The 13,340-nt window shown below is 71.5% G+C and carries 11 protein-coding genes; all 11 read left to right on the top strand.

Going from position 1 to position 13,340, the window contains the following annotated elements:
• The first annotated feature begins 35 nt into the window (after nt 1-35).
• Entirely contained in the window at nt 36-1,022 is a 987-nt protein-coding gene (locus tag SFY69_03885; GenBank protein ID MDX2131177.1) for a hypothetical protein, read from the top strand.
• Nucleotides 1,023-1,055: 33 nt separating this feature from the next.
• Nucleotides 1,056-2,630, top strand: a complete 1,575-nt coding sequence (locus tag SFY69_03890) for an FtsX-like permease family protein (GenBank protein ID MDX2131178.1) — start codon at nt 1,056-1,058, stop codon at nt 2,628-2,630.
• A 34-nt stretch (nt 2,631-2,664) separates the two neighbouring features.
• Nucleotides 2,665-3,426, top strand: coding sequence for an ABC transporter ATP-binding protein (locus SFY69_03895; protein ID MDX2131179.1), 762 nt, complete (start codon nt 2,665-2,667; stop codon nt 3,424-3,426).
• Between the two features lie 39 nt (nt 3,427-3,465).
• Complete coding sequence (locus SFY69_03900) at nt 3,466-4,296, top strand: alpha/beta hydrolase (protein MDX2131180.1); 831 nt, start codon at nt 3,466-3,468, stop codon at nt 4,294-4,296.
• A gap of 37 nt (nt 4,297-4,333) precedes the next feature.
• Nucleotides 4,334-5,986, top strand: coding sequence for a GH3 auxin-responsive promoter family protein (locus SFY69_03905; GenBank protein ID MDX2131181.1), 1,653 nt, complete (start codon nt 4,334-4,336; stop codon nt 5,984-5,986).
• 67 nt (nt 5,987-6,053) lie between these two features.
• On the top strand, nt 6,054-6,596 hold the full coding sequence (locus SFY69_03910; GenBank protein ID MDX2131182.1) for a hypothetical protein: 543 nt from the start codon (nt 6,054-6,056) through the stop codon (nt 6,594-6,596).
• 21 nt (nt 6,597-6,617) lie between these two features.
• Nucleotides 6,618-7,427 (top strand): NRDE family protein, encoded by an 810-nt coding sequence (locus tag SFY69_03915; protein ID MDX2131183.1) that lies wholly within the window; start codon nt 6,618-6,620, stop codon nt 7,425-7,427.
• Between the two features lie 109 nt (nt 7,428-7,536).
• On the top strand, nt 7,537-8,397 hold the full coding sequence (locus SFY69_03920) for an ABC transporter permease (protein ID MDX2131184.1): 861 nt from the start codon (nt 7,537-7,539) through the stop codon (nt 8,395-8,397).
• Entirely contained in the window at nt 8,387-9,724 is a 1,338-nt protein-coding gene (locus tag SFY69_03925) for an ABC transporter ATP-binding protein (GenBank protein MDX2131185.1), read from the top strand. The genes SFY69_03920 and SFY69_03925 overlap by 11 nt, the downstream gene beginning before the upstream one ends.
• A complete protein-coding gene (locus tag SFY69_03930) occupies nt 9,721-11,034 on the top strand; it encodes a class I SAM-dependent methyltransferase (protein ID MDX2131186.1) in 1,314 nt (437 codons plus the stop codon). Before SFY69_03925 ends, SFY69_03930 begins: the two co-directional genes overlap by 4 nt.
• A 39-nt stretch (nt 11,035-11,073) precedes the next feature.
• Nucleotides 11,074-13,332, top strand: coding sequence for a hypothetical protein (locus tag SFY69_03935; GenBank protein MDX2131187.1), 2,259 nt, complete (start codon nt 11,074-11,076; stop codon nt 13,330-13,332).
• The last annotated feature ends 8 nt before the right edge of the window (nt 13,333-13,340 follow it).

Consider the following 13,340-nt stretch of genomic DNA (forward strand, 5'->3'; position numbering starts at 1 on the left):
CTGATGCGCCCGCCGCGGGCTCGGAGAGCCGGCCGATGATCATGTGGACCGTTGTGGGTGCGCTGCTGCTGGGCGTGCAGCCGGGATCGTCGCACGAACCCGGGCACGCCACGCCCGCGCGCGACCCGGCCCTCACGAACCCCAGCGACCACACGCGTGCCCACGACCAGCGCCGCAAGACGCTCGACGAGACTCCGGTGCGCCCGGTCGCGGGCGTTCCCGAGCAGTCGAGCGTGCCGGGCGTGCCGGCGCCCGGCGGGGTCGATCTGCGTGCCCCGGGGGCGCTCCCGCTCGTAGAAGGTGCGGCGCTGGCGCCCCGATCCGGCACGCTGCGCCGGGCGTTGACAGGCGAAGCGGTGTTCGTGCCCGCCCCGGGCGATCCACCCCTGCCCCCGCTGATCTTGCTCCCGTGCGCGGTGCTGGAAGAGACGCGCGGCGTGCCCGACGGCGTAGGCGTTCGCATCGGCGGGCAGGTGCACCGCTACCACGGACGCACCTACCTGCTGCCGACGTCGTTCTCGCGCGAGACGGCGGAGGTGGTCACCGTTCCCGAGCCCCGCCCGCAGCCCGCGCCGACGGACGCGCCCGCCGAGGATCGCGTGCCCCCGCCCCCGGGGAACGATCCCTCGGTTGATGACCTGCTGCGCGACCTCGAGACCGGCGCTCCCGTGCTGCCCCGCCCGGACGCCGACGCGGCGCCCGTCGCCGCGCCCCTGGCACGGTCCCGCGCGGGCACCGACGGGCGCCTGCTGATGCGCGCCCGGGGGCGCGTCATGCGGCTGAGCGACGCGCAGGGGCACTTCGGCGTCGTGATCGACAACGACCCCGACAGCCCGGGCCCGTCGCGCCTCGTGCTCCTCCCCTGCCGCACGCTCGAACGCATCGAGGCGCTGGCCGCCTGGCGGGGCGAGAACGCGGCGTACGAGGTCAGCGGACGCGTCTACACGCACGACGGGCGCACCTACCTGCTGCCCGTGCTCGTGCAGGCGGCCCGCACCAGCGACGTCGCCCCGATGCAGTAACGCCCGCGCGTCGCGGCCCGAGAAGGACACAGCATGTACCAACTCGTCCTCACCGTGCGGTACCTCGCCAGCAAGGTCATGCCCCTGCTCGCGGCGTTGTGCGTCTCCCTCTGCACCATGATGGTCCTCGTGACCTGGTCGGTGATGTCCGGCTTCCTGGGCATGCTCATCGGCACGGGGCGCAACCTCGCCGGCGACGTCACCATTGCATGGCCCGGCACCGGCTTCGCGTACAGCCAGGAACTCATCGCCGACCTCGAGAAGGACCCGCTCGTCGAGGCCGCCACCCCGATGATCGAGACCTTCGGCTCGCTCTCGCTGCCCAACGGCCAGCCGCGGGGCGTGATGATCCGGGGCATCGATCCCGCGACGTACGGGAAGGTCACGAAGTACGACACGTCGCTGTGGTGGAAGCCGCTCGACACGCCCCTCCCCGACGACGAGCACCGGGACGACCCGCGCCTCGCCGGGCTGGGACGCGAGGTGTGGGACCGCATCGAAGGCCAGGGCCGGACGCTCTCGCGGCGCGACCCGCGCACCGGGGGCGACACTCCCGCGATCGTGCCGGGCATCCACGTCACAGGGCTCAACGCCCGCTACCGCGAGGGGTTCTACCGCCCGCTGCAGATGCGTCGGAAGAACGCGGCGGGCAAGATCGAGCAGATCGACGTGTTCCTGCCCTACGACGAGGGGCTGAACCTCGGGCTCACGGTCTTCCCGATCGACAGCGAGGGACGCCCCTACGAGGCGTTCACGCGCTCGTTCCCCGTGGCGAACGAGTTCCACAGCGGGCTGTTCGAGGTGGACCAGTCGGTGGTGTTCGTGCCGCTGGCGTCGCTGCAGGAGATGCTGCGCATGAACGAGGGGCTGCGCCTCAAGGCCGGCGCGGGAGACCAGCCCGCCCCGTCCGCCGAGGGCGAATCGTTCGCGGGCGGGCAGCCGACGGGCGCGTACGAGACCGACCCCGCGCGCGTGACGCACGTGCTCGTGAAGGGCGCGGGCGACCTCGCCGACCGGAAGCGCATCGAGGCGCTGACCGTGCGCGTGAAGGACATCTACCGGGCGTTCGCGCAGCGCCACCCGGACCGCGTTCCGGCGGAGTTCGAGATCGACATCCTGACGTGGGAAGAGCAGAACTCGACGTTCATCAACGCGGTGAAGACGGAGCGCACGCTGCTGCTCTTCCTGTTCAGCATGATCTCCGTCACCGCCGTGTGCCTCGTGCTCGCGATCTTCTGGTCGATGGTGCGCGAGAAGACCCAGGACATCGGCGTGCTGCGCGCGCTCGGCGCCGGGCGGGCGGGCGTCGCCCGCCTGTGGGTGACGTACGGGCTGGCGATCGGGCTGGTCGGCGCGACGCTGGGCATGGCCGGCTCGCTGTTCATCGTGACGAACATCAACGCGATCCACGCCTGGCTCGGGCGGCAGTTCGACGTCGTGGTGTGGAACCCGGAGGTCTACTACTTCACGCGCATCCCCACGGAGATGAGCGCCACCAGCGTGGTGCTCGTGTTCATCGGGGGGATTCTGGCGTGCGGGCTGGGTGCGCTCGTGCCCGCGGCCCGGGCCGCCCTCATGCGCCCGGTCGCCGCCCTCCGCAATGAATAGCCTTGACGCCGGCGCCCGCCCCCCTCCCACCCTCATGCTGCTCGACGTCCAGAACGTGCACAAGACCTACCGCCTCGGACGCGTGCCGGTGCCGGTGCTGCGTGGCGTCTCGATGCGCGTCCGCGAGGGCGAGTTCGTCGCGGTGCTGGGGGCGTCCGGCTCGGGCAAGTCCACGCTGCTGCACCTGCTGGGCGGGCTGGATCGACCGGACCCCACGCCCCCGGGCGTCGTGCGCTTCCGCGGGCGCGACATCGGCGGGGCGTCGTCGGGCGCGCTCGACGAGTACCGCGCCCGCGACGTGGGCTTCGTATTCCAGTTCTACCACCTGCTTCCCGAACTCTCGGTGCTCGCGAACGTGCTGATGGGCGCGCAGGTCCGGTTCTCGATCGGCGGGTACCTGGCGCGCCGGCGGGCCCTGCGCGAACAGGCGACGCGCCTGCTGGACCAGGTCGGGCTCTCGCACCGCCTGCGCCACCGCCCGGCCGAACTCTCCGGGGGCGAGCGCCAGCGCGTCGCCATCGCGCGGGCGCTGATCAACGAGCCCGCGCTGCTGCTGGCCGACGAACCCACCGGGAACCTCGACGCCAAGACCGGCGGGCACATCATCGATGTGCTCCTCGCGCTGCGCCAGGCCCGGGCGCTCACCCTGGTCGTGGTGACGCACGACGAATCCCTCGCCCGCCGGGCCGAGCGGGTGGTCCGCCTGACGGACGGGCGCGTCGACGGGAGCCCGGAAACGGCTTCCGAACATTCTCCGGACTCGCTGTCGAATGCGGGGCGACAGCCCGGTAAGTAGTCCCTATCATCCCTGGCAACCGGAGATGGGAACGGGACCATGACAAGCCTTCCGGCCAGCCAGGGTTCAGGATCGCTCACGGGGCGGTCATCGCGGTACGTGCTTCGCGGCGCGGCGGGCGTTGATGTCCCCGCGGACGTGGTTGATTTCGGCACCGGGCGCCCGGTGGTGTTCCTGCACGGGCTGGTGGGCCTGAACGACCATTGGGAGGAAGTGGCCCAGCGCATCGCGCACCGATGCCGCTGCGTGATGCTCCAGCTCCCGCTGCTCCGCCTGGTGGGCGACGACTGCTCGATCCAGGGCGCGACCGAACTGACCGGGCGGTTCCTGAAGGAGTACTTCGGCGGGCCGACGGTGCTGGTGGGGAACTCCTTCGGCGGGCACGTGGCGCTGCGCCTGGCGATCGAACGCCGCGAACTGCTGTCGGGGCTGGTCCTGGCGGGGTCGAGCGGGCTCATCGAGAAGACGATGATGAGCGACATCCAGATCCGCCCGTCGCGGGCGTGGCTGGAACGCAAGATCGGCGAGTTGTTCCACGACAAGGCCCGGATGAGCGAGGCCGACGTGGAGCGGGCATTCAAGGAGCTGTCGGACCGGGCGCACGCCCGCGCGATGATCCGGCTCTCGCGCACCGCCCGGCGCAACCACCTGGGCGACCTCATCTCCACCATCGCCTGCCCGACGCTGCTGCTGTGGGGAAGGCAGGACATCGTGACGCCGCCGGAGGCTGCGTACGAACTCAAGGCCAAGATCCGCGACTCGCGCCTCGTGTGGTTCGACCAGTGCGGGCACGCCCCGATGATCGAGGCGCCCGAGGCGTTCGGCGACGCGCTCAACGCGTTCCTCGACGAACTGGACCAGCGGGCCTGACCATCAGGTTTCGAACGCCCCTCCCCCCGACCACGCCATGACGCAGGCGCACGCAGGCTTCCGGTGGACCACGCTCATCGGCGCAGGGATGCGTGCGTACCTCGCCGGGCGCATCCGGCGGCTGTCCGACGAGCGGGCCTGGCAGCGCCAGAGCGCGGGCATCCAGCTCTCGCAACTCCGCCAGTTGCTCCGGGTCGCCGCGGGGACGGAGTTCGGGCGCGCCCACGACTTTCCCCGCCTGGCAACGCTGCCCAACACCGAACTCCTGAGCGCGTACCGCAAGGCGGTGCCCATCGCCGACTGGTACGCGTTCCGCAATGCCATCGCGCGCATGCGCGAGGAAGGCCGCCCCGACGTGCTGTGGCCCGGGGTCGTGCGCGACTTCGCCCAGACCAGCGGCACCACGGCGGGGGACAAGTTCATCCCCGTCTCGGCCCAGATGCTGCGCTCGAACTACAACGCGTCGCTGGACATCTTCGCGCACCTCGCGCGGTTCGGCGTCTCGCTGCCCGACCTCCTGACCGGCAAGAGCGTCTTTCTGGGCGGGTCCACGGCGCTCGAGACCAACGCGCACGGCGTGCGCACGGGCGACCTCTCGGGCATCGTCACCCCGCTCATCCGCTGGCCCATCAGCGAGATCTACCTCCCGGGGCGCGAGATCGCCCTCATGAGCCACTGGCCCTCGAAGATGGAGGCCATGGCGAAGCGCTGCCTCGACGAGGACGTGCGGATGGTCAGCGGGATGTGCTCCTGGGCCCTCGTCCTGTTCGAGAAGGTCGTCGAACTGGCCCGCGCCCGCGACCCCAAGATCCGGACCATCCGCGACGTGTGGCCGAACTTCCGCGTGCTGGTGCACGGCGGGGTCAAGTACGCCCCCTTCGACCGACGCGTGCGCGAGGCCTATTCCGGCTCGCCCGACGGGGCGGACGTGCCCACCCGCATCGAGCTGTACCCGGCGTCGGAGGGGTTCGTCGCGATCCAGGACCGCCGGGGCGACCCGGGCCTGCGCCTGCTGACGGATGTGTCGAACTTCTACGAGTTCGTCCCGCTGGGCGAGATCGACGATCCCGGCGCCCGGGCGTTCGCCTGCCACGAGGTCGAGAAGGGGCAGAAGTACGTCGTCGTGATGTCGACCTGCGCCGGGCTGTGGCGGTACGTGCTGGGCGACGTGGTGGAGTTCGACTCGGTGTGCGATCGCCCGGACAGCGCAGGCGGCGGCGGGGGCGATGGCCCGGCGCGCCTGCGCATCGTCGGGCGCCATCGGCATTTCATCAACGCCTTCGGTGAGAACCTCATCGTGGAGCACATCGAGAACGCGGTGGCGGCCGCCGCCGCCGCGACGGGCGCGGTGGTGGGTGAGTTCACCGCGGCACCAGTGTATCCCCGGGCCGGCGTTCGCCCCGGGGTTGAACTCGCGTTCGAGGTGCTCACGCACAACCTTGATCTGGCACGGTTCGGGGCGACCTTCGACGCCTCGCTGAAGTCGCAGAACGTGGACTACACCACCAAGCGCACCGACGGGCTGGGGATGGGCGAGCCGACGCTCACCCCGCTGCCGCCCGGCACCTTTCATCGCTGGTTGGAATCCAAGGGGAAGCTCGGCGGGCAGCACAAGTGCCCGAGGTGCGCGAACGCGCGGGACATTCTGGAGCAGGTCAAGGCGGCGGCCGGGTCGGCGGTGGGTGTCTGACCGGGGCCCGCCGCCCCCGCCGCAACCGCGGTACGCTGGATCCGAAAGAAAGGGCTGGACGACGCACATGAGCCAGGACGGACGAGAGCGTGACGGACGATGCGGGGCGCTGTCGGCGGCGACGGTCACCCTGCTCGACCAGTGTTTCCGCGTGCTGGACTGCTGCACCGACGACGCGTTTTCCACAGACGCGACGACCATCCGCGGCGGGACGCTGGGCAAGCACCTGCGCCACACGCTCGACCACATCGCCGCGGCGGCCGAGGGCGTGAGCGGGTGCGTCATCGAGTACGACCGGCGGGCCCGCAACGTGCCGATGGAATCCGACCGCGCGATCGCGCGGACCGAGATCGCCCTCGTCCGCGACCGGGTCGAGCGGCTCGCCGAGGTGGACGCGCAGACCCCCGTCCGCGTGCGCGTGATGGTCGCGGCCGACGGCACCGAGGTTGAACTGGCGAGCACCATCGGGCGCGAACTGGCCTTCGCCACGCACCACGGCGTGCACCACCTGGCCATGATGCGGGCCATCGCCCGCGAGTTCGGCATCGAGATCGACGACGTGACGGGCACGGCACCGTCCACACTGAACTACGCGCGTCAGGCTCGCTGACGCCGCGGGGAACCCTGCTGCATGTGCACCGTGTCGGTGATCTCCCTGTCCGGCGAGCGAGGCCTGCACTTGGCCGGCGCGGCCGGCTTTCGCGTGATGGTCAACCGCGACGAGCAGCGCGACCGCCCGGCGGCGCTCTTCCCCCGCTGGCGCAGCGTGGCGGCGTCGGACCCGTCGTTCGCCCGGGCGGGCGTGCGGGCGATCTGGCCGATCGACCCGCGCGGCGGGGGCACGTGGGTCGGCGCCTCGGATCGCGGGCTGGTGCTGTGCCTGCTGAACGTCAACCCCACGCCTCCCCCCAGCCTGCCGCCGAACCTCGTCTCGCGCGGGGCGATCATCCCGCGCCTCATCGGTGCCGAGGGCGGCGCGGGCGTGCTCCGCGCGCTGGCGACCCTCGACCTCGAGCGCTTCGCCCCGTTCCGGCTTGTCGTGATCGAGCCGGACCGACCCGGGCGCGCCTGGCGGGGCGGGCACGTGGTGAGCGAGGCCTGGTGGGATCGCGACGAACTGCGCGTGCGCGCCGGGCTCGTCGGGCAGGCGTGCTTCGTGAGTTCGGGGCTGGGCGACGGGCTCGTCGCCGGGCGGCTCGCGCTGTTCGACCAGCAGGTCGCGGGCGCACCCTCGCCGGAAGCCCAGGAGCGCTTCCATGCGCACCGCTGGACCGGGCGCGAGCACCTGTCGGTGCTCATGTCGCGCGAGGACGCGCGCACGGTCTCGGTGACCACGGTGGAGGTCGCACCGCGAGCGGCGGCGACCCCCGGCGTGCGCCTGGCCTACCGCCCCGTCTACGCCGCCCAGCGCGACAGCGTCGCCGTCGCCCCGCTGGCCTGACCCCGGGCGCTCGTACGAGGCACGGGGCCCGGTGCCCCTGGCGCGAGCCCGATCGGGGTGCTTGCTACGATCCGCCACACTCGCACCACGGAGGGCGTTTCCCCGCATCATGCAGCACGGCGTTGTGTATTCCGCGAAGCCGACGCCCCTGCCGCGGCTCCTGAACCCGGTCGAGCCCTGGCGGACGCTGTGGGTCCACCGTGACCTGCTGCGCCAGTTCGCGGTGCGGTACGTCCAGCAGCGCTACCGGGGCACGCACCTGGGCATGCTCTGGGCGATCATGCTCCCGCTGCTGATGCTGACCGTGTACGCGTTTGTCTTCAACTTCGTGCTCTCCGCCCGGTTCGGCACGGGCGGCGACGAACCCCGCTCGCACTACGTCGTCATGCTCTTCTGCGGGCTCACGGTCTACACCGTCTTTTCCGAGACCCTCGTCCGCTCGTGCTCCATCGTGCTCGAGAACCCCGCGTACGTGAAGAAGGTCGTCTTCCCGGTGGAGATCCTCCCGCCCGCGCAGTTGGCGGCGTCGGCGATGGCGTCGCTCGTGGGCATCGTGCTCACCGTGATCGGCGTGTGGATGTTCGTGCGGACGCCCTCGTGGACGGTCGTGCTCTTCCCGATCGTCGTCGCGCCGCTGCTGCTGCTCACGCTCGGGATCGCGTGGTTCCTGGCGTCGCTGGGCGTGTTCGTGCGCGACGTCGCGAACATCGTCGGGCTGATCGTGGGGCAGATGCTCATCTTCCTGTCGCCGGTGTTCTTCAGCCTGTCGCAACTGCCCGAGCCCTGGCGCGGGGTGGCGTCGTGGAATCCGCTGTCGCCGATTCTGGACGGGGCGCGCAAGGTGCTGACCCGGGGGGAGATGCCCGACTGGGGCGCGCTGGGCGCGGTGGCGCTGCTGGGCCTGGTCGTGATGCAACTCGGGTACGCGTGGTTCATGAAGAGCAAGCGGGGCTTCGCCGATGTGCTCTGACGCCGCGCTGTGCGAGCCCGAAACGGCGCGCGTTCCCCCGGCCGGAGCGCGGGAAGTCGCGCTGGCCTGCCGCAACGTGGGGAAGGTGTACCAGATCTACGAGCGCCCTCAGGACCGGCTGAAGCAGGCGCTGCTGCGTTGGACGGGGCGCCGGTACTACCACGACTTCTGGGCGGTGCGCAACGTCTCGTTCGAGGTCGAGCGGGGCGAGTCGGTCGCGATCGTGGGTCGCAACGGCGCGGGCAAGAGCACGCTGCTGCAGATCATCGCGGGGACGATGGCGCCGACGCACGGCGAGGTCGAGGTGCGCGGGCGCGTGGCGGCGATGCTGCAGCTGGGCAGCGGGTTCAACCCGGAGTTCACGGGGCGCGAGAACGTGTACCTGAGCGGGGCGGTGCTGGGCATCTCGCGCGCCGAGATGCAGGCCCGCTTCGACGACGTGGCGGCGTTCGCGGACATCGGCGAGTTCCTCGACCAGCCGCTGAAGACCTACAGCAGCGGGATGCAGGCGCGCCTCGCGTTCGCGGTGTCGTTCAGCGTGGACCCGGACATCCTGATCGCCGACGAGGTGCTGGCGGTGGGCGACATCGGCTTCCAGCAGCGGTGCGTCGCGCGCCTGCGCCAGATGCGCGACCGCGGGCTCACGCTGCTGCTCGTCACGCACTCGCCCGACGCGGTGCGGAGCATCTGCCGGCGCGCGCTGCTGATGGACCACGGGCAGGCGGTCTTCTTCGGCGGGGCCGACGCCGCCGTCAACCAGTACCTCGCGTTTGTCCGCGAGGAGACCAACCGCGAGGCGCTCGAGGCCGACGCGGGCGAATCGCTCCGCCCCGTCCCGTTCGCCGCGGATGTTCCCGGCAAGCTGCGCTACGGCACGGGGCAGGTGCAGTTCGAGCGGGTGCGCGTGCTCGACGCCTCGGGCGAGCCCCGGCGCGCCTTCGCGTTCGGCGACGAGATCGTCGTCGAGGCGCTCGTGCGGGCCCACGCCCCCGCGCGCCACCTCAACATGTCTTTCCTGCTGCGGGACATCACCGGAGTGGACCTCATGGGCACCACCACGTTTGACGAGCACGCGGAGCTGCCGGCGCTCGCGCCGGGCGACACGCTCACCGTGCGGTTCCGGTTCGAGAATCGGCTGCGCGCGGGGAACTACGGCGTGTGCATGGCCGTCAACCGCGTCTCGCGGCGCGACTACGCCGACGTCGTCCTCTTCGACCAGGTCGACGGGTGCGCCGCGTTCGCGGTGATGCCCGACCCGTCGCGGCCGGTGCACTACAAGTTCCACCAGCCCGTCACCGTCGAGCACGCGCGGGAGGGCGGCGCATGAGCGAGTCCGCGTCGCACACCCCCACACACGCCCCCGCCGGCGAGATCGCCCCCAACTACGCCTACTGGCGCGAGCACGGCGCCTCGTGGGAGGGCGAGTACCGCGCCCGCAAGACCTCGCAGGTGCTGTACCACATCCAGGAGATGATGCTCGCCTCGTACATGCTCCGCACCGCCGAGCGCAACGCGGGCGCGCTCCGCGTGCTCGAGTTCGGCTGCGGGCCGGGGCGACACCTCCGCAACCTCCGCGCGCTGCCCGGCGTCGAGCCCCACGGCTACGACCAGTCCGAGAGCATGACCCGCGGCGCGCTCGCCTGGTGCACGCCCGACTGGCTGGAGGCGCACGTCCGCGTGGGCGATCCCACCGGACGCCTGCCCTACGACGACGACTCGTTCGACGTCGTCTACAGCACCGAGGTGCTCGTGCACGTCCGCCCGGATGACCTCGCGGGGATCCTGCGCGAACTGCTCCGCGTCGCGCGCCACCAGGTGCTGCACCTGGAGCCCACGCCGGGGATCGTCGTCGGCTCCGACATCCACGACGGCTGCTGGAACCACGACCTCGTGCGCGCGTACCGCGCGCTCGGGCACGAGTGCGAGGTGCTGCCCCGCGGGTACGAGGTGCACACGCCCTTCCGCGTGATGCTCGGCGGGGCCGCGCCCTACACCTGGCCCCGAGAGATCCTCGACATGTGCCTGCGCATGGAGCGCGACATGAACGCCGGGCTGCGCGCCGCGGCCCAGCAGGCGACGGAAGCCGCCGTGGCGGGCGAGGCGCGGGTGCGCGACGTCGAACAGCGCCTGGGCGCCGCCGCGGACGAAGCCCGGGCGCGCGCGGGGATTCTGTCGGGCGAGCTCGAGGCCGCCCGCAACGCCCTCGCCGCCGAGAGCGCCGCGCGCGCGCAGGCCGCGGGCGACCTGGCCCGGGCGCTCGAGAAGAGCCTGGCGCTCGAACTGCTGCTCGACGAGCGGCAGACGCTGCTCGACAACGAACGGGCGGCGTTGGCGGAGGCGCGGGCGTCGCTCGACGAGGTCCGCGCCGCGCACGCCGCCGCGCTCGCCGCCGCCGAACGCCTCGACGCCGAGCGGCTGGCGGCGATCGACGGCCTGTCGCGTGCGCGAGAGCAGGCGGCCCGGGACGCGGGCCTCCACGCTACCATCGTCGCGTCGCTCCGCCACGACCTGCGCTCGGCGGGCGAGCGACTCGCGGCGTTGCGCGACGAACGCGCCAAGGCCGCGGACGCGACCAGAGCGCTGCACATGATCGTCAGCACAGCCACGGCGCGTCTGCGCCGCAGCGTCGAGGGATGAGCGTCGCCCGGTTGAGGGCGCGCGGCAAGGAGGGGTAGCGTGGGCACGAGCAACTGGCAGCAGATCCCCTTCTGCATCGAGGCGCTCATGAAGATGGCGCCCGAGCGCGTGCTCGATGTCGGCGTGGGCTTCGGGCGCTGGGGCATCATCACGCGCGAGTTCTGCGACGTCTGGTACTCGCGCATCTTCAAGGAAGACTGGAAGATCCACATCGAGGGGATCGAGGCCTTCCCCAAGTCGCTCAGCGCCTACCACCGCGAGTTCTACAACGTCATCCACACGGGCGACGCCGCCAAAGTCATCCCCACGCTCGCCGGGCCCTGGAGCGTCGTGATCTTCGGCGATGTGCTCGAGCACTTCGACAAGCCGACGGCCAACCGCCTGCTCGAGCACTGCCTCGCGCACAGCGAGTACGTGCTCGTGAACATACCCCTGGGCGAGGAGCACGAGCAGGGCGCCGCCTACGGCAACGAGTACGAGCGCCACCTGTCGTCGTGGGACATCCCCGATTTCGCCGGGCCCACGCTCGTGCGCCACGTCGAACTGCGCGACTACATCGGGCGCCCGTACGGCAGCTTCATCCTCTCGCGCGCCGACCCTAAGAACCTCCGCGCGGGGCTCTTCGCCCCCGTCAGCATCTACAACGACGACGAAGGCCTCGGCGCCGAACGCGACGAGCTCGAGCGGCTGCTCGACCGCGCGGGCGACCAGGCGTTTGAACTCTCGTTCATCAAGAACACCCGCCTCTACAAGGCCGGAACCCGGCTGCGGCGTTCCCCAGTCGGGCGCGTGCTCGCCAGGTCGTCGGAACGCACAGTGACGATCCGCGCCACGGGCACTCGCAACGCATCGTCGGGCGGGAGCGAGGTGTGGATTCTGCACGCCTCGGGCGCCGAGGGCGAGCGCAGCGTGCCGTGGGACTACGTCACGCGCGACCACGCCTGGTCGCTCCGCGACGACCCCGCGCGCCCGCACGGGAAGCACCTCGTGACGCAGGGCCCCGGCGAGGCGTTCATCAAGCTCGGCGACGATCCCGAGCTGCGCCTGCTCCGCCACCCCTGGAGCGGGAACGTCGAGATCGAGTTCCGCGGGCGGCGCGAGACGATCGACCTGTATCACCCCGTGGGCGATGTCATCCGCGTCTTCCCGGCGCGCACGCCGATGGCCCCCGCGCTCGACACGCCCCTGCCGGCCCCCACGCCGCGGCCTGCCGCCAGCACGGCGCACGCCAACGGGCACGCGCCGGCGGCTCCCGCGCCGTCGCCCGCGCGCGCGTTCTCCGACGTCGAGCGCGCGTTCATCGAGCGCGTCCGCGCCGCCTCGCCCGCGGCGATCGCCGTCACCTGCCCGCGCTACATGGGTGTCACGAGTTCCACCGTGAACCTCTTCGAGCACACCTACCTCGTGCCGGGCTCACGCGCCGACGACCCCGAAGCGCTCACCGAAGACGACCTGCGCCATCACGCGCGGGTGATCGTCGAGACGCGTGCGCCGCGCGTCGTGATCAGCGGCGGGGACCACCGCCAGCACCGCCTGATGCAGCTCGTACGCGAGGCCGCCCCGCGCGTGCGCTGCGATCTCTTCTTCCACGGCTCGTACCCGCAGTTCTCCGAAGACTACGTGTGGCAGATCTTCAAGATGTGGGTCGAGTCGGCGCGCCGCGGCGACGTCTACTCCATCGCGAGCGACAAGTTCGGGTACGACCGCTTCGTGCGCTCCCTGGGCCTGCGGGGGCACGTGCTCCTCAACCGCATCGAGGGCCCCTTGCTGGATGATCCGAACCTGCCCGATTCACCCCGGCACGTCGGGCTCTGGCTCAGCGGCACGACGTACCGCAAGCTCCCCCACGCGATGCTCGCGGCGCTCAAGATGATGCCCGACACGCTCCTGCACGGCGCCGGGCTCGACGCCCGCTCGCGCGAGGTCATCGAGTTCCTCGACATCCCCACCGCGTTCGCGCAGGAGCGCCACCTGCCGCACGAGGAACTCTTCACGGCCATGCGGCGCACGCACCTCACGATGTACGTCACGTTCATCGAGTGCTGCCCGATGCTCCCGCTCGAGAGCCTGCACCAGGGCGTGCCGGCCCTGACCGGGCCCAACAGCCACCTCTTCGACGACAACCCGTTCCTGTTCGAGCGCCTCGTCGTGCCCTTCCCCGACCGGGCCGAGGTGATCGCCGACTACGCCGAACGCGCGATCCGCGAACGCCGCGAGATCATCGCCGAGTATCAGCGGTACTGGCCGACGTACGACGCGCGGGCGAAGAACTCGGTCCGCGAGTTCCTGAACGGCTAAGCCCCTCG

The organism is Planctomycetota bacterium, assembly GCA_033763975.1.
Taxonomy (GTDB): Bacteria; Planctomycetota; Phycisphaerae; order Phycisphaerales; family UBA1924; genus RI-211.